Annotated in this window: 15 protein-coding genes and 1 pseudogene; 8 read left to right on the top strand and 8 right to left on the bottom strand. The window is 73.5% G+C overall.

What is annotated here, in order from left to right:
• Positions 1 to 261 precede the first annotated feature (261 nt).
• Positions 262 to 2,454, top strand: coding sequence for an alkaline phosphatase family protein (locus tag ACIQRW_RS00100; protein WP_403752042.1), 2,193 nt, complete (start codon positions 262 to 264; stop codon positions 2,452 to 2,454).
• A gap of 168 nt (positions 2,455 to 2,622) precedes the next feature.
• On the opposite strand, the gene ACIQRW_RS00105 is transcribed toward ACIQRW_RS00100, so the two are convergent.
• From ACIQRW_RS00105 to ACIQRW_RS00115, 3 genes are all read right to left on the bottom strand, one after another.
• Positions 2,623 to 3,675 (bottom strand): LacI family DNA-binding transcriptional regulator, encoded by a 1,053-nt coding sequence (locus ACIQRW_RS00105; RefSeq protein ID WP_403752046.1) that lies wholly within the window; start codon positions 3,673 to 3,675, stop codon positions 2,623 to 2,625.
• Between the two features lie 34 nt (positions 3,676 to 3,709).
• Entirely contained in the window at positions 3,710 to 4,345 is a 636-nt protein-coding gene (locus ACIQRW_RS00110) for a DUF305 domain-containing protein (RefSeq protein ID WP_403752049.1), read from the bottom strand.
• Between the two features lie 88 nt (positions 4,346 to 4,433).
• Positions 4,434 to 5,372: a DUF1996 domain-containing protein gene (locus ACIQRW_RS00115; protein WP_403752052.1), complete on the bottom strand. Its 939-nt coding sequence runs from the start codon at positions 5,370 to 5,372 to the stop codon at positions 4,434 to 4,436.
• Between the two features lie 216 nt (positions 5,373 to 5,588).
• Here ACIQRW_RS00115 and ligA point away from each other — a divergent pair, with 216 nt between their 5' ends.
• From ligA to secD, 4 genes are all read left to right on the top strand, one after another.
• Positions 5,589 to 7,727, top strand: a complete 2,139-nt coding sequence (gene ligA / locus ACIQRW_RS00120; RefSeq protein WP_403752054.1) for an NAD-dependent DNA ligase LigA — start codon at positions 5,589 to 5,591, stop codon at positions 7,725 to 7,727.
• Between the two features lie 709 nt (positions 7,728 to 8,436).
• Positions 8,437 to 9,153: a rod shape-determining protein MreC gene (locus ACIQRW_RS00125; RefSeq protein WP_403752057.1), complete on the top strand. Its 717-nt coding sequence runs from the start codon at positions 8,437 to 8,439 to the stop codon at positions 9,151 to 9,153.
• A gap of 56 nt (positions 9,154 to 9,209) precedes the next feature.
• Positions 9,210 to 9,830: a hypothetical protein gene (locus ACIQRW_RS00130; protein ID WP_403752059.1), complete on the top strand. Its 621-nt coding sequence runs from the start codon at positions 9,210 to 9,212 to the stop codon at positions 9,828 to 9,830.
• Between the two features lie 35 nt (positions 9,831 to 9,865).
• Positions 9,866 to 12,241, top strand: coding sequence for a protein translocase subunit SecD (gene secD, locus ACIQRW_RS00135; RefSeq protein ID WP_403752062.1), 2,376 nt, complete (start codon positions 9,866 to 9,868; stop codon positions 12,239 to 12,241).
• 73 nt (positions 12,242 to 12,314) lie between these two features.
• On the opposite strand, the gene ACIQRW_RS00140 is transcribed toward secD, so the two are convergent.
• The gene (locus tag ACIQRW_RS00140) at positions 12,315 to 13,145 is read right to left on the bottom strand and encodes a helix-turn-helix domain-containing protein (protein WP_403752065.1); all 831 of its coding nucleotides are present in this window, start codon (positions 13,143 to 13,145) and stop codon (positions 12,315 to 12,317) included.
• Positions 13,146 to 13,260: 115 nt separating this feature from the next.
• On the opposite strand from ACIQRW_RS00140, the gene ACIQRW_RS00145 reads away from it, so the two are divergent.
• Entirely contained in the window at positions 13,261 to 13,566 is a 306-nt protein-coding gene (locus ACIQRW_RS00145) for a 4a-hydroxytetrahydrobiopterin dehydratase (protein WP_007459845.1), read from the top strand.
• Between the two features lie 70 nt (positions 13,567 to 13,636).
• On the opposite strand, the gene ACIQRW_RS00150 is transcribed toward ACIQRW_RS00145, so the two are convergent.
• Together ACIQRW_RS00150 and ACIQRW_RS00155 are read right to left on the bottom strand one after the other, a co-directional pair.
• Positions 13,637 to 14,599 (bottom strand): LysR family transcriptional regulator, encoded by a 963-nt coding sequence (locus ACIQRW_RS00150; RefSeq protein WP_403752068.1) that lies wholly within the window; start codon positions 14,597 to 14,599, stop codon positions 13,637 to 13,639.
• A 116-nt stretch (positions 14,600 to 14,715) separates the two neighbouring features.
• A pseudogene (locus ACIQRW_RS00155) lies at positions 14,716 to 15,674 on the bottom strand (NmrA family transcriptional regulator).
• A gap of 89 nt (positions 15,675 to 15,763) precedes the next feature.
• On the opposite strand from ACIQRW_RS00155, the gene ACIQRW_RS00160 reads away from it, so the two are divergent.
• On the top strand, positions 15,764 to 16,774 hold the full coding sequence (locus ACIQRW_RS00160) for an AraC family transcriptional regulator (protein WP_403752071.1): 1,011 nt from the start codon (positions 15,764 to 15,766) through the stop codon (positions 16,772 to 16,774).
• Positions 16,771 to 17,736 carry a class I SAM-dependent methyltransferase gene (locus ACIQRW_RS00165; RefSeq protein WP_403752074.1) on the top strand — a complete coding sequence of 322 codons (966 nt, stop codon included), beginning with the start codon at positions 16,771 to 16,773 and terminating at the stop codon, positions 17,734 to 17,736. The genes ACIQRW_RS00160 and ACIQRW_RS00165 overlap by 4 nt, the downstream gene beginning before the upstream one ends.
• Before the next feature lie 33 nt (positions 17,737 to 17,769).
• Here the strand turns inward: ACIQRW_RS00165 and ACIQRW_RS00170 are convergent, their stop codons facing one another.
• Positions 17,770 to 18,237 (bottom strand): RICIN domain-containing protein, encoded by a 468-nt coding sequence (locus ACIQRW_RS00170; protein WP_403752077.1) that lies wholly within the window; start codon positions 18,235 to 18,237, stop codon positions 17,770 to 17,772.
• A 115-nt stretch (positions 18,238 to 18,352) separates the two neighbouring features.
• Positions 18,353 to 19,189 carry an aldo/keto reductase gene (locus ACIQRW_RS00175; RefSeq protein ID WP_403752080.1) on the bottom strand — a complete coding sequence of 279 codons (837 nt, stop codon included), beginning with the start codon at positions 19,187 to 19,189 and terminating at the stop codon, positions 18,353 to 18,355.
• Between the last annotated feature and the right edge of the window lie 74 nt (positions 19,190 to 19,263).

Here is a 19,263-nt window from a genome sequence, read left to right on the forward strand (position 1 = left end):
CCTCTCTATAATCTTAAACAATTTAAATTTTAATTTTAACTTTTTCTTTTTGTTTTTTTTTTGGGAGCCCCCCCCCCGCCCCCCCGGGCGGGGGCCGGGGGGGGGGGGGGGGCGCCCCCCCCCCCGCGCCGGTACGAGCCTATGCGCCCCCCGTACCGTCCCGCCGAGCCTCGGCGGCTCCCAGCGAAGCCGCTGACCGGCGCCGGCGCTGTGAAAAGCTGAAGGTCAGGCTTCGGACGACCGGGCCCGGAGCGGAAGAGCATGAGGTGGACCGGCGTGGGCGACGGGAAGTGGCGTACGGCGGGCAGAGCCCTGATGCGGGTGATCGCGGTCTGGGCGGTGTCCACCCTCACCATGCTCGTGCTGGCCGGAGCCCTGCCCGACTTCCAGCTCCAGGCCGACGACGGCGACACCATCACCAGGACGGCCTTCACCGCCGCCTGGGGCGCGGGCGCCTTCGGCCTCCTGTCGGCCCTGGTCTGGCCCGTCCTCGTGCGGGCCCTGCTCATCGTGCCCGCGCTCGTCCTGGGCGCCCTCGTCTTCTTCCTCAACGGCTCGCTGCTGCTGATAGCGCTGCGCCTCATCCCGGACGGGCGCGGCGACGCCAACCCGGAGACGGCCGTCGTCGTCGCCGCCGTGATGTCCGCCGTCGCCTCCGCCACCTCCACCGCCCTCGCCGTCCGCGACGACGAGGCCTACCGCCGGCGGCTCTCCCGGCTCGCCGACCGGCGCCGCCGACGCGGCCGTTCCCCGGGCCCGCCGGAACCGGGCCGCGACGGACCACCCGGCACCGTCTTCCTCCAGCTCGACGGGGTCGGCCACGACGTCCTGGTGAAGGCCGCGGCCGACGGGCTCATGCCGACCGTCGCCGGCTGGCTCGCCGACTCCTCCGGGCACCGGCTCACCCCCTGGCGCACCGACTGGTCCAGCCAGACCGGCGCCAGCCAGCTCGCCATCCTGCACGGCAGCAACCACGACGTCCCCGCGTTCCGCTGGTACGAGAAGGAGACCCGCACCGTCATGGTCTCCAGCCGTCCCGCGAGCGCCCTCGAAATGCAGCGCCGGGCCATCGAGCGCACCCGCGACGGCGGTCTGCTCACCGTCGACGGCGCGAGCCGGGGCAACCTCTTCAGCGGCGGAGCCGGACAGCTCGCCCTGGTGCTCTCCATGGCCGCCCGGCGCGGCAAGGGCCGCCGCTCCCGCGCCGGATACTTCGCCTACTTCGCCGACCCGGCCAACGCCACCCGGACGGCCCTCTCCTTCGTCGCCGAGGTCCTCCGTGAGATCGGCCAGTCGACCCGGGCCCGCGCCCGGAAGGTCACCCCGCGGATCAAGCGCGGCGGGCTCTACCCGTTCATCCGCGCCTTCGCCACCGTCGTGGAGCGCGACGTGGTCGCCACCGCCGTCCTCGGCGACATGTTCGCCGGACGCACCGCCGTCTACGCCGACCTCGTCGCCTACGACGAAGTCGCCCACCACTCGGGACCCCACAGCCGCGACGCCGAGAAGGTCCTCGTACGCCTCGACCGCTCCCTCGCCCTGATCGCCAAGATCGCCGACCACACCCCGCGCGCCTACCGGATCGTGCTTCTCTCCGACCACGGCCAGAGCCCCGGCGAGACGTTCGCGGGAATGTACGGGCTCACGCTCAAGGACCTCGTCCGGGCGGGCTGCGGGCTGCCCGTGCCCCGCCGGGCCCAGCGCACCCGCAGCGCCTCCGAGGCCCGCGACGCGGTGCGGATCGCCCTGCACCGCCCCGTCGAGGGGCAGGAGGCCGAGCACCCGGCCAAGCTCTCCGACCCGATCGTGCTGGCCTCCGGCAACCTCGGGCTGATCTCCTTCCCCGACATCGAGGGGCGCGCCTCCCGCGAACAGATCGAGCGCCGCCACCCGGCGCTGCTGTCCACGCTCGCCAACCATCCGGGGATCGGCTTCCTCCTCGTCCGCTGCGGCGAGCACGGCTCCGTGGTGCTCGGGCCCGGCGGGGCCGAAGTACCCGTCGCCGAACTGACCGACGGTGAGGGTCCGCTCGCGGTCTTCGGCGTCGGGGCGGCCGCCGCCGTACGGCGCACCGACACCTTCCCGCACGTCGCCGACGTGATGGTCAACTCCATGTACGACCCCGCCACCGGGACCGTGCACGCCTTCGAGGAGCAGATCGGTTCGCACGGCGGCCTCGGCGGCGAACAGTCCCGGCCGTTCCTGCTCTGGCCGCGCGCGCTGACGGACCCGCTCGACATCGTGGCCGCCGAGACCGCGGAGGGCGCCCCCGCGCCGCCGGGCGGCGGGCTGGTGGGCGCCGAGGCCGTGCACCGGGTGCTGACCCGCTGGCTCCAGGAGTCCTCCGGTCCCCAGGTACCGGTGCGGGCTGAGGGCTTCGGCGGGGCCGGCCTGGCGGACGAGCCGTTCCCGGGCGATGCCCCGGTGCCGGAAGCGCCGGGCACGACGGCCTGACCGGCGGACCGTCCCCCGACAGGCCGCTTCTCCGGCAGGGGCGTCGCTCTCCGGGGTTTCGCCCTCCGACAAGCCGTCCGCCGCCGGCTCAGGTCGCCTGCCGCCGGCAGGCCGTCCGCCGCCGGATCAGGTGGCCGGCCGACTGCGACCAGGTGGCCGGCCACCCGATCAGGCCGACTGCCGTCGTACCAGCGTCGGCGGGAAGAGCACGGAGGGCGAGGGGCCGCGCGGTTCGCCGATCTGCTTCAGCAGCAGCCGGGCCATCTCCGCGGCCATCTCCTCCACCGGCTGCCGCACCGTGGTCAGGGGCGGGTCGCAGGCGGCCGCCGCGCTGCTGTCGTCGAAGCCGACCACCGCCACGTCGGACGGCACATCGCGCCCGGCCCGGAGCAGGACCGGGAGCGCGCCCAGGGCCATCAGGTCGGAGGCGATGAACACCCCGTCGAGGTCGGGGCGGTCCGCCAGCAGCCGCCGCATCGCCGCGGCCCCGCCCAGATGTGTGAAGTCCCCCTCGGCGCAGGCCACGTCGTCGATGCCGTGGGCGGCGACGGCCTCCAGGAAACCGGTCAGCCGCACCTGCCCCGCGGGCATGTCCTGGGGGCCCGAGACGGTGCCGATGCGGCGTCGCCCCAGCGCGGCCAGGTGGTCGGCCGCCAGCCGCGCCCCGGCGTGCTGGTCCACCTCCACATAGGCCAGCGGGGACGGACGGTGGGGGCGGCCCGCGAGGACGGCGGGCATCCTGGTGTCCTGGAGCAGCCCGGGAAGCGGGTCGTCCGCGTGCGTGGTGATCAGCACGACCCCGTCGACATGGCCATGGCGCAGATAGGAGAGCAACTGGCCCCGGGACGCCTCGTCGTCGGCCAGCATCACGACCATCTGGATGCCCGCGGGGCGCAGCACCTCCAGCAGCCCGCTGACGACCCGCCCGAAGTACGGGTCCGAGAACATCCGGCCGACGAACGGCTCGGACATCGGCCGCCGTTCCCGCTCCGAGACCACCAGGGCCACCGAGTCGGTGCGCCGCGTCACCAGCGAGCGGGCGGCCCGGTTGGGCACGTAACCGGTGGTCGCCACCGCCTCCTCGACCACGGTACGCAGGGCGGGGTCCACCGTGGTCGCCCCGTTGATCACCCGGGACACCGTCGCCCGTGACACACCGGCCACGGCCGCCACGTCCTCCAAGGTCGCGGGGCGTACGGGCTGCGGCACTTCGGCTGTCATGCAGCCCTTTATACCCGCAGGCCGGCCGCCCCGTTCAGCCGAGGGGCCGCACCGCGCCCGGCAGCCGTTCCAGCTCGGCGAGGAAGGTCTCGCGCGCCGTCACGAGGGCGCGGGCCACTTCGCGGGCGTCCGCCCGGCCGCCCGCGGTGATCTCGGAGCGCGACACCTGTGCGGAGTGGCGCAGGTGGTCCCGGATCCGCTCGAGGACGAACCGGTCGAACGCGGGCCCCTCGGCGGCGTGGGCGGCCTCCAGGTCCTGTCCGGTCACCATGCCGGGCATGTCGTGCCCCGCGTGCACATCGGTGAGGGGCAGCCCCATGCGCGTCAACAGGGGGCGCAGGTGGCCGAGTTCGGCCTCGTGTCCGGTGCGCAGCCGCACCGCGAACGCGCGCACCCGCGGTTCGGCGGCCCGCTCGGCGGCGAGTGTCAGGAGCTTCACCGCCTGCTGGTTCATGGGGGTCATCAACTGGACCCAGCCGACGTCGGTGGGGGTGGCGGACGCGGCGCCGGCCGGCGCGGGGGAGACGCCCGGAGCGGACTCCCGCGCCTCCGCGGTGCGGGGCGCGGAACCCGCCGCCGACGAGCAGCCGGCCGCACCGCCGAGCCCCACCGCGAGCAACAAGGCGAGGACGGCGGCCCGGTGGAGCGGCGGCAGGTCCAAGGGGTTCATGAGCTGTCCTCGTGCGGGAGGGAAGGGTGTCCGCCCCGGAGCCGGGCCCCGGGACGGACGTGGTGCGACGGGCCGTGGTGGCGGCGGGTCAGGGCTTGCCGTCGAAGCCGCACTTGACGATCGCGTTGATGCAGTCGCGGACGCGCTGCGCCATCTCCTCCTCCGGCCATACGTTGAAGAAGTCGCCGTGCATCGTGTAGCCGGGGCCGGACGCCAGCCGGAAGCGGGCCGGGTCGCCGTTCACCGGATAGCGCAGCACCTGCCGGAGCTTGGGCACCGGCACCGGGTGGGTGGACGGGCAGTTCCCGGCCACCGGGTAGGCCATGTGGCTCTTGTGGTCGGCCGAGTCGAGGTCCGTGCCGTTCCAGCACTGCGGGAAGTCCAGGTAGGACTCCATCATCGTGCCGGGCGGACAGTTCACGAAGTTCTGCGAGGGGTTCACCTCACCGGCGTGCAGGCACGACCAGCGGGCGATCGTGTTGTCCTGCGGGCCGGTCGCCTTCGCATTGCCCGCCACGATGCGCAGGCCCTTGGGGAAGGGCTCGATCCGGCGGATGACGTCGTCGCTCACGCCTTCGCCCAGGTAGTAGAAGGTGGTCCCGGTGGGCTCCACCTCCTTGTCGCCGTCGTAGAGCGTGGGCACCCAGTACGACGACAGGTCGGTCTCGGGGGCGCACGACGTACGGCCCCGCTCCAGGGAGGCCAGATCGGAACCGGCGTGCGTGGTGTCGTTGCCGAAGAAGCTGTGCATGTGGGAGGCGCCCGGCAGCCCGGGGAAGACGATCGGGTCGTCGGGGGCCCGGTGGGTGTACGGGCATTCCGCGAGGAACTCGGCCACCCGCACCACGTCGGCGGCGGCCCTCGGCGCGGCTTCGGCGGCGGCCCGCTCGGCCGCCGCGTTGCCCACGTTGGCCTGGAGGAAGGAGAGGGCGAGGGCGGCCGCGGCGAGTCCGGCGATTCTGTACCGCCAGGGCGGCAGGGATCGTTGGCGGCGGTGGTCGGGGTTGCGTTGATGACGGAAGAGCACGGCACTCCTGTCCGGGGAAGTGGGGGATTCCTTGATTTGGCGAGAGAGCGCTCTCTCGGAGGAACGTAGGATTGCTGCGTGTGCATGTCAAGGGAATGCGCAGCCGCAACAAACAAGCCTGATCAACGGCAAGTTGGGAGCCCGTGAGCGGGAGAGCGCTCTCCCTGAATCGGGGCGGGAGGCGGACCGGGAGCGTTGTCAGTGGTGGGCGGAAGAATGGTGGTCATGACGAACTCAGCTGCCGTGCTCGCCGATGCCGCCGCCTATGCCGCCGCGGTGGAAGAGGCCTCCCTCGCCGCCGCCGCGTACTACGCCACGGGCGAGAGCGCGCTGGACGACGACGCCTACGACCGGCTGGCGCGCGGAATAGCCGCGTACGAGGCGGACCACCCGGAGGAGAAGCTCGCCGACTCGCCGACGGGCAAGGTCGCGGGCGGGGCCGCCGTCGGCGATGTGCCGCACACGGTGCCCATGCTCTCGCTGGACAACGTGTTCTCGGCGGAGCAGTTCGCGACCTGGACCGCGTCGCTGGAGCGGCGGATCGGCAGGCCGGTGACCGCGTGGAGTGTGGAGCCGAAGCTCGACGGCCTGGCGGTCGCCGCGCGCTACCGGGACGGCCGGTTCGAACGCCTCATCACCCGGGGCGACGGCACGGCCGGCGAGGACGTCTCGCACGCGGCCGGCGCCGTCGTCGGCCTGCCGGAGCGGCTGGCCGCCCCGGTCACCATCGAGGTGCGCGGCGAGATCCTCATGACGAACGAGCAGTTCGAACAGGGCAACGCGATCCGTACGGAACACGGCGGCGCCCCCTTCGCCAACCCGCGCAACGGGGCCGCGGGCACCCTGCGCGCCAAGGACCGCGCCTACCGGGTGGAGACGACCTTCTTCGCCTACGGCGCGCTGCCGTTGCCCGATTCCGGGGAGCTCGCCGGAACCCTCGCCGAACTGCCCCACAGCGAGGTCCTGGCGTACGTCGCCGATCTCGGCGTGCACACGGCCGCGGGCACCGACGTCGCGCCGCTCCGGGCCACCACGGTCGAGGAGGTCCAGGCGCGGGTGGACGGGATAGGTGCCCTGCGCGCCTCGCTGCCGTTCGGCATCGACGGGATCGTGATCAAGGCCGACCTGGCGGCCGACCAGCGCGAGGCAGGCTCCGGCACCCGCGCGCCCCGCTGGGCCATCGCCTACAAGCTGCCCGCCGTGGAGAAGATCACCCGCCTGCTGGCCGTCGAGTGGAACGTCGGGCGCACGGGCATCATCGCGCCGCGCGCCGTCCTGGAACCCGTGGAGATCGACGGCTCCACCGTCGGTTACGCCACCCTGCACAACCCGGCCGACATCACCCGCCGCGACCTGCGGGTGGGGGACCAGGTCATGGTCTACAAGGCCGGCGACATCATCCCGCGCATCGAGGCCCCCGTGGTGCACCTGCGCACCGGCGACGAGACGCCCATCGCCTTCCCCGAGAGCTGCCCGCAGTGCGGCTCCGCCATCGACACGAGCGAGCAGCGCTGGCGCTGCACCCGGGGCCGTAACTGCCGTCTGGTCGCCTCCGTCTCGTATGCGGCGGGGCGCGATCAGCTCGACATCGAGGGCCTCGGCTCCACACGGGTCGTCCAACTCGTCGACGCGGGCCTCGTCGCGGACTTCGCGGACCTGTTCACCCTGGAGCGGGAGCAGTTGCTCGCCCTCGACCGGATGGGCGAGACCTCCACGGACAACCTCCTGGCGGCCATCGAAACCGCCCGGACCAGGCCGCTGTCCCGGGTCTTCTGCGCCCTGGGCGTCCGGGGCACGGGGCGTTCCATGTCGCGTCGCATCGCACGCTATTTCGCCACGATGGACCGGATCGTCGCCGCCGACGCGGAGACGCTCCAGCGGGTCGACGGCATCGGCAAGGAGAAGGCGGCCGCGGTGGTCGCCGAACTGGAGGAGCTGGCGCCGCTGATCGACAAGCTCGTCGCGGCCGGGGTGTCCATGACGGAGCCCGGGGCCACCCCGCCTCCGGAGCCGGGGACGGAGGAGGAGTCGGCCGCGGCGGCAGGCGCGGACGCGGAGGGCGGTGGCGACGCCGGAACCGGCTCCGCGCTGCCGCTCACGGGGATGACCGTGGTGGTCACGGGCGCGATGTCCGGAGCGCTGGAGAAGCTGTCGCGCAACCAGATGAACGAGCTGATCGAGCGGGCGGGCGGCAAGTCGTCCTCCAGCGTCTCCAAGCGCACGAGTCTGCTGGTGGCCGGGGAGAAGGCCGGATCCAAGCGGACCAAGGCGGAGGACCTGGGGGTCCGGATCGCGGTGCCGGAGGAGTTCGCGGAGCTGGTCGGCGCCTTCCTGGCGGCGGGGGAGGAGGCCTGAGCCGGTCGGCTGCCGTGCGCGCCGCGATGGTGCGCCTGTGAATCAGTGAGGAAGTGGCGTTCCACCACCCCGTATTGCATAGTGAGGGCTCGGTCGTGCCTCGCTATCAGTGGGGCCGACGGGTGCGTGGGCGGCTGCGATGGGCGGCCGGGGGTGAGGGACGATGCGTTCTGTGCACGACGGACAGCGACCGGGTCGCGCCGTCCCGCCGTCGTCCGAGGACGCCGGTACGTGCCGGAGGTCTCCCGTCACCGGCGAAGCCGGAGCACCCGACGGGCTTCACGGACTTCGCGGGCCTCACGGACTTCACGGGCTCTACGCACCTGACCGAGTGGAACCTGCCCGGACCGTTCCCGCCCCGACCGTCCCCGCCTCGACCGGCCCCTCCCCGACCGCTGCTCTCCCGACCACTCCGGTCCCGGCCGTTGCTCTCCCGACCACTCCGGTCCTGGCCGTTCGCGGCCCGCTCACTTCCGCGCCCGGCGAGTGGCGAGGGCCGCTCCGCCCGGGTGCGGGCCCATGGGGGAAAGGCCCCGGACCGCTTCGTGACGGGAGCGGTGCCGGGGCATTCGGGGCGGGGCGTTCCCACCGGGGGCTCCGGACACGCCACCAGCAGCTGCGCGCTCCGGGCACCCAGGGCGCACAGGGCCAGCCCCCGGCCGCCCGGGGGCTGGCCCTGGACCTGGGCAGCTCCCGCACCCGGGCCTGGGTGCCCGGCCGGGGACTGGTTCTCGACCCGTTCCCCGGCTCCGGTTCCCACGGGAGCGACGAGCGGCCGGTCCGGCGCGGGCGCATCGTCGACCCCGAGTCCTGCGGCCGGCTGCTCGGCCGCATCGCCGACGCGGCCCTGGGCCCCGACCGCAGCGACAGCGTGATCGTTCTCAGCCACCCCGTGCTCGCCGGGGCCGAACACCGTACCGCGGCGCGCGCCCTGCTCGCCGGGCTCGGGACGTCGCGCGTCCTGGTCCTCAGCAGCGCCCGGGCCGCCGCCGCGTACGTCGGACCGAGGACGCCGGGGCCCCTTCTCGTCGTCGACATGGGAGCCGAGCTGACCGAGGTCACGCTCCTCGTCAACGGCCTGGTGGCCGACGCCCGGCAGGCCGAGAGCGGACTCGACGACCTCGACCGTCTCGATCCGGCGCAGCTGCCGGCCGTCCTCGTCCGCACGGTGCTCGACATGATCACGTCCATGTGGCGACACGACCGGCACGGCGCAGTCCGCGGAGCCCTGCGCAAGGGCCCCGTGCTCGCGGGCGGCGGCGCGCTGCGAGCCGACGTCACCGATCGCATCGCCCGCTGCCTCGGCACCCGGGTGCGCCTGGCCGACGACCCGTCGACCACGGTGGTTCGCGGCGCCGGACAGATCCTCAGCTCCGTGCTCCGCCATCCGACGGTGTCGCCCGAGCAATTCGGCCGACCGAGGTGACGCCGTACCCGGGACCGTCCCGGCCGAACGCGTCGCGGGTGCGGTGTCTGCTGGCCATGCTGGTCCTCACCGTCCTCACCCTGGTCGGCGGCGCCGCCCCGGCCACCGGTGCCGCGCTCGCCCCGCCAACCTCCCGGAGCCTCGCGCCCGTCGTCACCGCCGTCATCGCCGCCTCGGCACCCACCACACCGCAGCTCCACCACGCCGGGCACGACTCCCGGCACCGCGCCGGGCACGTCATCGGGCACGACTCCCGGCATCGCGCCGGGCACGTCATCGGGCACGACTCCCGGCATCGCGCCGGGCACCTCGGCGGATCCGACCGCGGGGGGCCGGACCGCGCGAGCGGGGGCGTGGCCGAGTCGGGTGCGGTGGCGCAGGCCGGGCACGAGCAGCCCAGGGCGGCGGCCGATCCGGCGCAGGCTCCCCGGGCGGGCACCGGCCGGGCGTACCTGCTTCTTCACGCGCCACCGCCGCCGCACGACGCGCTGACGCCCGCTCCACCGGGGCCGGCCGAGCCGCGCGCCGGCGTGCAGCACGTCGTCGCGGATCCCTCCGACGTACCCGGCGGCCGCAGGGGCGCGCTCCCCGGAGTACGGGGGCCTCCGGGCAGGACCACCGGTCCCACGACCGGTCATCCGTCCTGTTCTGCCGATCCGGCGCCGCGTCCTCACTGAGGTGAGGGCGCCCGGCGCCCCACCGGAGGATTTCCATGACTCGCGCCACCACGGTGCGAGCGGTTCTGGCTGTCGCCGTCCTGCTCGTCTCCGTCTACATCAGCCTGACCATGTCGCCCAGACTCGGCCTCGATCTCCAGGGCGGCACCCGTATCGTGCTCCAGGCCCGGGACACCGCCACCGTCGAGGCGGACCGGGAGACCACCGACCGCACCCTGGAGGTGCTGCGGCAGCGCATCGACTCGCTGGGCGTCTCCGAGCCGACCCTGACACGGTCCGGCGAGGACCGGATCATCGTCGAACTGCCCGATGTCCAGGATCCGCGCCAGGCCGCCGAAGTGATCGGCCGGACGGCCCAGCTCACCTTCCACGCGGTCGACGGCCCGGCGGCCGAGGAGCCGGACGAGAAACCCCCGGGCTCCGACCCCACCGCCGACCCGGGCTCCACCGCCGACCCCGGTCCCACCGCCGACCCCGACCGGCTGACCCTCCCCGACGAGCAGGGCCGCGCCCTCGCCCTCGGCCCCGCCCGGCTCTCCGGCGCGGGCGTCGAGGACGCCACCGCGGGCTTCGACGCGCAGGGCGGTGCCGGCTGGAGCGTCTCGCTCGAATTCCGCAAGGACGCCGGTCAGGACTGGAAGCGGCTGACCGGCGAGGCCGCCTGTCATCCCGCCGGGGACGACCGCCGGAGGGTCGCCATCGTCCTCGACGAGAAGGTCATCTCCTCGCCGCAGGTCGACCCCTCGGTCGGCTGCCGGGCCGGACTGCCGTCCGGGGCCACCCAGATCACCGGCTCGTTCAGCGCGGACGAGGCGCGCGACCTGGCGCTGCTCATCAAGGGCGGGGCCCTGCCCGTGCCCGTCGAGATCGTCGAGCAGCGGACCGTCGGCCCGACGCTCGGCGCGGCGGCCATCGACGCGAGCGCCCGGGCGGCCCTCATCGGCGCAGCCGCCACCGCGCTCTTCATCACGCTCGTCTACCGACTCTTCGGCGCGCTGGCCGCCGTGGCGCTGGCCGCGTACGGGGTGATCTCCTACGCCGCGCTCGTCGCCCTCGGTGTCACGCTGACGCTCCCCGGGCTCGCCGGTTTCGTCCTCGCGATCGGGATGGCGGTCGACGCGAACGTCCTGGTCTTCGAACGGGCCAGGGAGGAGTGCGCCGAACGGCCGAAACGCTCCCTGCGCTCCGCGCTGACCACCGGATTCACGAAGGCGTGGAGCGCGGTCGCCGACTCCAACGCGACCACGCTGATCGCGGCCGGACTGCTCTTCTTCCTGGGCTCGGGTCCCGTCAAGGGCTTCGGGGTCACCCTCGCCATCGGGGTCATCGCCTCGATGTTCTCCGCGCTGGTCATCGCCCGCGCGCTCACCGAGATCGCCGCCAACTCCCGCTTCGTCAGCGACTACCGGAGCGTCAACGGCATCGCGCGCCCAGGCGCCGTGCGGACCTGGCTGGTCCGCAAGGACCCGGAGCTCTTCCGGAAGCCGGTCCGCTGGCTCGTCGTCTCGGCGGCCCTGGTCGCCGTCGCGGTGGCCGGGATCGTGGTGCGCGGAGTCGATCTGGGCGTGGAGTTCACCGGGGGCCGGCTGGTCGAGTACTCCACCAGCCGGCCGGTCGACGTCGAGACGGCCCGGGACACGCTCGCCGCCGCCGGGTTCGGGGACGCCGAGGTCACCACGGCCGGGGACGGCGACCTGTCCGTACGCACCGGGAAGCTCGACAACGACGGCGAACACGCCCTGCGGACCGCCCTCGCCGAGGAGGGCGGCGAGACGACGAAGGTACGGGACGAGCTGATCGGCCCGAGCCTCGGCGACGAACTGCGGCGCAACGCCCTGATCGCCCTGGGGGTCGCCGTCGCCGTTCAGCTGGCCTACCTGGCGGTCCGGTTCCGCTGGACGTTCGCCGTGGCCTCCGTCGGGGCCATGGTGCACGACGTGATCCTCGTGGTGGGGGCCTTCGCCTGGCTGGGACGGCCGGTGGACGGCATCTTCCTGGCCGCGCTGCTCACCGTCATCGGCTACTCGGTCAACGACTCGGTGGTGGTCTTCGACCGGGTACGGGAGATGTGGGGGGCGAACCGGCGGACACCGCTGGACACCATCGCCCGCCGGGCCGTCCTCCAGACCGTCCCGCGCACCGTGAACACCGGGATGGGCGCCCTGTTCATCCTGGCCGCCCTCGCGGTGCTGGGCGGCGACTCGCTCGCCGACTTCGCGCTCGCCCTGCTCATCGGCATCTGCGTCGGCACCTGGTCCTCGGTGTTCACCGCCGTACCCGGAGCCCTCGTCCTGGAGCGGAACACCAGGACCCCGCCGCCCGCCGCCGGAAAGCGGAAGGGGAAGGGCTCGGCACGCGGGCGCGCGGGCGCGTCCCGGCGCGATCCGCTCGACAACGGAGCGCGCGTCTGAGAGATCCCGCGCGCTCCGGCGCCACGACCGGCCGCCCCGGCAGGTCGTGGCGCCAGGGGCCAGGCGGGCAGGGTCAGGACGGGACGTGGGCGTGCAGATAGGCGGCCGTCTCCCGGTCGGCGGGGAGGAACGTCTCGATGGCCAGCTCGGCCACCGTCACGTCCATCGGCGTGTTGAACGTCGCGATCGACGACACGAACGACAGGACCCGGCCCCCGTGTTCGAGCAGCATCGGCAGCGCGAACGCGGCGGAGCGCTCCCGCCCCGCACCGCCCGCACCGTCGGTGCGGCGGCCCGCGCCGGCCGGCCGTGCGGGGACCGGATAGGCGGCCACCTCGTCGTACAGCGCACGCAGCTCCGGCGAGCGTACGAGGGCGATCTGCCGGTCCATCTGCGCCAGCAGGTCCGCCCGCCACTCCGGGAGGTTCACGATGCGCGGGGCGAGCCCCTCCGGGTGCAGGGTGAGCCGCATGGCGTTCACCGGCGGGGCCAGCAGCTTCTCCGGCACCCCTTCGAGCAGCAGGGCGATCCCCCGATTGGCCGCCACCACCCCGTAGATGCCGTCCACCACGAGCGCCGGATACGGCTCGTACGCCGCGAGCAGCCGGTCGAGGCTCTCGCGGAGGGAAGCCATCGCGGGGTCGTCGAGTGGCGTCTGCGCGTAGCGGGGCGCGTAACCGGCGACCACCAGAAGGGCGTTGCGTTCGCGGACCGGGACGTTCAGCTCCTCGGCCAGCCGCAGGACCATGTCCTCGCTGGGCCGGGAGCGGCCCGTCTCGATGAAGGAGATGTGGCGGGCCGAGGAGTCGGCGCGAAGGGCCAGCTCCAGCTGGCTGATGCGCCGCTGTTCCCGCCAGTCCCGCAGCAGCGGCCCTACTCCCGTGTCGGGCAAGACAGTCGTCATGCCAAGACCGTAACGTCACCGGCGGGAACGTCACCGGCGGGCCGGGGCCGGTACGGGCCGCCCCGGCCCGCTGTGACGCATGCGCCGATCCACCGAGACCCACGGGAGCCGTTCCATGAGCGCAGAGCCGCTGTCGCCGACCGAGATCGACCGCCGGCTGGAGAGCCTGCCCGGCTGGGCGCTGGAAGGTGACCGGATCACCCGGACCTTTCGCCTGCCCTCGCACTTCGCCGCCGCCGCGCTGACGGTCCACATCGCGCGGATCCAGGACGAGCTGAACCATCATTCGGACCTGACGCTCGGATACAACACGGTGGCCCTCTCCGTCCACACGCACGACGCGGGAGGCGCGGTCACCGAGAAGGACCTCGCGCTCGCCGCCCGGGTGGCGAGCGCCGCCCCGGCCCACGGAGCCGAATAGCCCGACGGGGCCGAACAGCCCACCGGCCGCGCCGCGTTGGGATGTTCGGCACCCCGCCCCGGCCCGGGACTCAGGCCACCGTGCCGAACCTCGGGTGCGCGCCGAGCCACTGCGCGTAGCTCGGGCTGCGCGACACCGCCTCGGCGTAGGCCGCGCGGGTCGCTCCGGCCACCGTCCCCGCCGCGGCGTCCGCGGCGGGGGAGTGCGGGTGCCAGCCCACCAGATGACGCCAGCTGAGCGGCGCGCCGGCCAGCGGTCTGGTCACCAGGCCGGGCGCCGGCGGGAACGTCGCCCGGCACAGCCCTATCGCCCGCCCCACCTGCACCAGATGGACGACGGACGAGGTGTCCGTCTCGTACACCGACACCGGGGTGAAGCCCGACCGCGCGCAGGCCGCGGTGAAGCAGTCGGCGAAGCAGCCGTCGCCGGGCACGTCCGCCCAGCACTCGTCCGCGAGGGCCGCCAGCTCCAGTTCCGTCTCACCGGCCAGGGCGTGATCCTCCGGCAGCATCACGAAGACCGGGTCCACCCCGACGACCTCCCAGACCAACCGGTCCGCCAGCGGCGGCGGGCTCTCGCCGCACGTTCCGATCAGCGCGAAGTCCAGCCGGCCGTCGATCACCAGCGAGGCGATCTCGGCGACCGACCACGAGGTGTACGTCGACACCGGCACCGACGGGTGCGCGGCGGCCATCCGGTCCACCAGGCCGCCGAGCAGCGGACCGTGCGTGCCGCCCAGCCGGAACCGGTCCAGCGACCCCGTGGCATTGGCGAACCGCACAGCCTCCGCCTGGAGTTCACTGACCGCGGGCAGCACCACCCGGGCCCGCTCCAGCACGAGTTCGCCGAGCGGGGTGGCCCGCGCCCCGGTGTGGTCGCGGTCGAACAGAGCGCCGCCCAGGGCCTTCTCGATCCGCCGCAGCTGAGCGCTGAGGGCAGGCTGGGCAAGCCCCAGTGTGGCGGCGGCCTTGGTGAGGCTGCCCGTGTCGGCAATGGCACGTACCGTTCGCAGATGGCGCAACTCGAGCTCCATAAGGGCAAGTTATGGGCCCAGGAGCACCCCGGCAATATGTGCGCTCCGCCTACCGTTCGGTCGGTGTATACGGGGTGTACCCCGCCGGCCCGGGCGGCGGGACGCGGCGTTCCGGTTCAGCCCTGCCAGGCACCGTCCCCGGCGGTCTCGGAGACGAAGTCGGAGAAGTCCTTCGGCTCCCGTCCCAGGACCCGCTTCACGTCGTCCGTCGTCGCCGCGTTGTGGCCGTCCAGCAGCGTCGCGAACAGTTCGGCCAGGAACTCCGCCTCCGGACCGAACCCCTCGAACTCCGCCAGCAGCGACGCGTACGCGGGTCCCGTCACCGGCACGTACCGCACGGGCCGGCCCGCCGCCCGGCCCAGCTCCTCGGCGGCCTCCGCGAACGTCAGGCTCCGGGGGCCCGTCAGCTCGTACACCGCCCCCGCGTGCCCGTCCCCGGTCAGCGCGGCCACCACCACGTCGGCCAGGTCGCCGAGGTCCAGGAACGGTTCCGCCGTCGTTCCCGCGGGGAACACCACCTCGCCGCCGAGCACGCCTTCCAGCAGCGCGCTCTCGCTGAAGTTCTGCGCGAAGAAGGCCGATCGGACGACCGTGACCTCCGCCGCCCCGGCGGCCCCGCGCAGCGCTTCCTCGGCGACGGCCGCCCGCGGCTCGCCGCGACCCGACAGCAGCACCACCCTGCGCACCCCGCACGCGGCGGCGGTCCGCCCGAAGGTGGCCATGGCCTCCGCCGCTCCGGGCACCGCCAGGTCCGGGTGGTACGCCACATAGGCGGCCCGGGCGCCGCGCAGCGCCGGCGCCCAACCCGACTCGTCCTGCCAGTCGAACGGCACCTCGCCCGTGCGGGAACCCGAGCGGACCGGCACCCCCAGGGTGCCGTCAGCCGCTCCACCACCCGACGGCCGGTCTTGCCCGTGCCGCTCGTCACCAGAACCGTTCCCGCGGCCACTCCCGCGCCCTGCTCCGCCATCCGTCCCACGCCCCGTCCGCCGTTCTCGCCGTGGCTGTCGCCGTTGCCGTTGCCGTGGCTGTCGCTGTTGTCGTTGTCTCGTCGAGTGAACGCGTTCTCCGTCATGGCTCCAGGCTCCCGGGCCCGAGACCGCCCGGACATGCTCCAAAGACTCAGGCGCCTACTTCTCCGTCCACGCGTCTAGGCTGGCGGCCATGGACGCTCTCGCCGGACTTCTCGACGGGCCACGGGCCCGGGGCGCGTTTCTGCTCCGCATGGTGATGGACCCGCCCTGGGCGGTACGGGTCGAGGACCGGGCCCCGATCTGCCTCATGTCGGTCCGGCGCGGCACGGCGTTCGTCGTCCCGCCCGGCGGGGGCGAAGCGGTCCGGCTCGGCCCCGGGGACATCGCGGTGGTCCGCGGCCCCGATCCGTACACCGTCGCCGACGCACCCGGGACGACACCCCACGCGCTCGTCGGTCCCGGCGGCGTCTGCACCACGCTGCACGGCCGGCCGCTCTCCCAGGACATGGTGCTGTCCGTACGGACCTGGGGAAACGCGGTCGACGGCGCCACGACGGTCCTCGTCGGCACCTATCTGCTGGACGGCGAGATCAGCCGCCGTCTGCTGGACGCCGTGCCCCCGCTGCTCACGGTCCCCGCGGACGCGCGGACCCAGCCGCTGCTGGACCTGCTCGACGCGGAGATCGCCCAGGACGAGCCGGGCCAGCGCGTGGTCCTGGACCGTCTGCTGGACCTGCTGCTCATCGCCGTGCTCCGCGCCTGGTTCGCCCGACCCGGGGCCGACGCCCCCGCCTGGTACCGCGCGATGGGCGACCCGGTCGTGGGCACGGCGCTGCGGCTGCTCCGGAACGACCCGGCGCACCCCTGGACCGTCGCCTCGCTCGCTGCCCGCGCCGGGGTGTCCCGGGCCGGTCTCGCCCGGCGGTTCACCGAGCTGGTCGGGGAGCCGCCGATGGCGTACCTGACCGGCCGGCGGCTCGCCGTCGCGGCCGACCTGCTGCGCGAGAGCGACGCCACGGTGGAGGCCGTGGCCCGGAAGGTCGGCTACAGCACCCCCTTCGCCTTCAGCGCGGCGTTCAAGAGGGTCAGGGGCGTCAGCCCGCAGGAGTACCGCGGCAGCCCGCCGGGGGACCACCTCGATTTGCCGGACCGGCAAAGAAGATTGCCGGGCGACCGTCCTTTGGAGAGGCTGATCCCATGAGCAGCCACGCCGGTCACGGCCACCACGACGCGCACGCATCCGCCACGCCCGTACACGCCCACGCCCCTGCCCACGCCCACGCCCATGCCCATGTGCACGGATCGGGCGGCGACCCGGCGACGGACATCGACTGGGACGTCCTCGGACCCCTGCTGGAGCAGGAGGCCGAACTGGGCGGTGGTCAGTACGAGGAGGCGGCCCGCTGGATCGCCGCCCTGCCCACCGCGCCGAAGGTCCGCCGGGTCCTGGACATCGGCAGCGGCCCCGGCGTCGTCTCCTGCCTGCTGGCCGGGGTCTTCCCGGAGGCCGAAGTGGTGGCGGTGGACGCGACGCCCGCTCTCCTGGAACGCGCGAAGAACCGCGCGAGGCGCCTCGGCGTGATCGACCGCTTCCAGACCCTGGAGGCCGAACTCCCTGCCGACTTCGACCGGTTGGGCGAGGCCGATCTGATCTGGGCGGGCAACTCCCTGCACCACCTGGGCGACCAGCGCGCCGCTCTGGCAGGGTTCGCCGGGCTCCTGCGGCCCGGCGGCACGGTCGCGCTCGTCGAGGGCGGACTGCCCACCCGGCGGCTGCCCCGCGACATCGGCATCGGACAGCCCGGCCTGGAAGCCCGTATGGGCGCGGCCGCCGCCACGCGCTTCGAGCACATGCGGTCCGAACTCCCGGGAGCGAAGCGGGAGACCGAGGACTGGAGCGCGCTCTTCACCGCGGTCGGCCTCGTCCCGCAGGGCACCCGGAGCTTCCTCCTCGACCTGCCCGCCCCGCTCTCGGGCCCCGCCCGCGACCATGTCGTCGCGAGCATCACCCGCGAGCGGGAGGTGCTGGGCGAGCTGCTGTCGGCCGAGGACAGCGCGGTACTGGGACGGCTCCTGGACCCCGAGGACCCCGAAGGCCTGCACCACCGCCCCGATGTCCACCTGCTCACCGCCCGCACGGTCCACCTGGGCCGCCGCGACTGAACCGGCGACGCCGTCCCGGGCTCCTCCGCTGCCCTACGTCACCGGCTCCAACTGCCACCACTGGAAGGGGGAGTCGGTGTCCTCCCACTGCTGAATCGTGCCGCCGTCCTCGGTGGAACGGTCCGCGACCTCCATGACGAGCCCGCTGATGAAACTCACCAGCGTCACCGTTCCGGGCGCCTCCGCGTGCTGCTCGATCAGCCACTCCTGGGCGCCGAAGTTGTTGGCCTTCCACTGCTGGACGCGGGTGCCGTTCGACGTATCGGCATTGGCCACGTCCAGCCGCTTCCCGCTGTGCTCGTTGACCAGGTGGAAGAGGGCCGCACCCTCGTGCACCGGGGCCAGCCGCCACACCTGCGCGGCCGTCCCGTCGTCCTCGCCCTGCTGGACCCGGGCCCCACTGCCCTTGGCCGCGCCGTACACCTCCAGCACCAGCTTGCTGCCGACGTTGCGCAGGCGGTACGGACCCGCCTCGACGACGGGCGCGAGTTCGCCGCTCATGTTCCCTGTCTCCCCGGTTCGACCTGTGTACTGCCGTGTTGCCGTACTGCCGCCGGCGCACCGGCTGACGACGGCGCCCCCACCGTGGCTGGTGGGGGCGCCGTCGGCCGGACGCTCAGGCGCCGACGTTGAACTCCGCCGGGTCCGAGCCGAGCCGCTTGCCCTCGTCCAGGGCGGCGAAGGCGGCGAGGTCGTCGGCGTCCAGCTCGAAGCCGAACACGTCGAGGTTCTCCTTGATCCGCGAGGGGGTCACGGACTTCGGGATCGCGATGTTGCCGGTCTGCAGATGCCAGCGCAGCACCGCCTGGGCGGGCGTACGGCCATGCTTCTGGGCGATGGCGACGACCGTCGGCACCTCCAGCAGGCCCTTGCCCTGGCCCAGCGGCGACCAGGCCTCGGTGGCGATGCCGTGCTCGGCGTGGAAGGCGCGGAGCTCGCCCTGCTGGAGCTGCGGGTGCAGCTCGACCTGGTTGACGGCCGGCACCACGGAGGTCTCGGCGAGCAGCCGCTTCAGGTGCTCGGGATGGAAGTTCGACACGCCGATGGCCTTCGCGCGGCCGTCGGCAAGGATCTTCTCAAGCACCTTGTACGTCTCGGTGTACGCGTCCTTCGCCGGGACCGGCCAGTGGATCAGGTACAGGTCGACGTAGTCCAGGCCGAGCTTGTCCAGCGAGGCGTCGAAGGCGCGCAGGGCGCGGTCGTGGCCCTGCTCGCTGTTCCACAGTTTGGTGGTGACGAAGAGCTCGTCACGGGAGACGCCGGCGGCGGCGATGGCCTTGCCGGTGCCGGTCTCGTTCTCGTAGATCGCGGCGGTGTCGATGCTCCGGTACCCGGTCTCGATGGCCGTGGCGACCGCCTTCTCCGCCTCGTCGTCCGGCACCTGCCAGACACCGAAACCGAGCTGCGGCATGTCGAGGCCGTTGTTGAGGGTGATGGAGGGGACCTGGCTCACGAGCGATCGATCCTAACGTCGTCGGTTGATAACTCCCCACGACAACGAGCGGGCAGGTCCCAGCATTCCCGCCC

The sequence above is a fragment of the Streptomyces sp. NPDC091287 genome, assembly GCF_044768525.1.
Classification (GTDB): domain Bacteria; phylum Actinomycetota; class Actinomycetes; order Streptomycetales; family Streptomycetaceae; genus Streptomyces.

Bases quoted from the DNA above. Each gene is read 5' to 3' on its own strand.
- ACIQRW_RS00100 (WP_403752042.1), top strand. From the start codon at position 262: ATGAGGTGGACCGGCGTGGGCGACGGGAAGTGGCGTACGGCGGGCAGA.
- ACIQRW_RS00105 (WP_403752046.1), bottom strand. From the start codon at position 3,675: ATGACAGCCGAAGTGCCGCAGCCCGTACGCCCCGCGACCTTGGAGGAC.
- ACIQRW_RS00110 (WP_403752049.1), bottom strand. From the start codon at position 4,345: ATGAACCCCTTGGACCTGCCGCCGCTCCACCGGGCCGCCGTCCTCGCC.
- ligA (WP_403752054.1), top strand. From the start codon at position 5,589: ATGGTGGTCATGACGAACTCAGCTGCCGTGCTCGCCGATGCCGCCGCC.
- ACIQRW_RS00130 (WP_403752059.1), top strand. From the start codon at position 9,210: ATGCTGGTCCTCACCGTCCTCACCCTGGTCGGCGGCGCCGCCCCGGCC.
- secD (WP_403752062.1), top strand. From the start codon at position 9,866: ATGACTCGCGCCACCACGGTGCGAGCGGTTCTGGCTGTCGCCGTCCTG.
- ACIQRW_RS00140 (WP_403752065.1), bottom strand. From the start codon at position 13,145: ATGACGACTGTCTTGCCCGACACGGGAGTAGGGCCGCTGCTGCGGGAC.
- ACIQRW_RS00145 (WP_007459845.1), top strand. From the start codon at position 13,261: ATGAGCGCAGAGCCGCTGTCGCCGACCGAGATCGACCGCCGGCTGGAG.
- ACIQRW_RS00150 (WP_403752068.1), bottom strand. From the start codon at position 14,599: ATGGAGCTCGAGTTGCGCCATCTGCGAACGGTACGTGCCATTGCCGAC.
- ACIQRW_RS00160 (WP_403752071.1), top strand. From the start codon at position 15,764: ATGGACGCTCTCGCCGGACTTCTCGACGGGCCACGGGCCCGGGGCGCG.
- ACIQRW_RS00165 (WP_403752074.1), top strand. From the start codon at position 16,771: ATGAGCAGCCACGCCGGTCACGGCCACCACGACGCGCACGCATCCGCC.
- ACIQRW_RS00170 (WP_403752077.1), bottom strand. From the start codon at position 18,237: ATGAGCGGCGAACTCGCGCCCGTCGTCGAGGCGGGTCCGTACCGCCTG.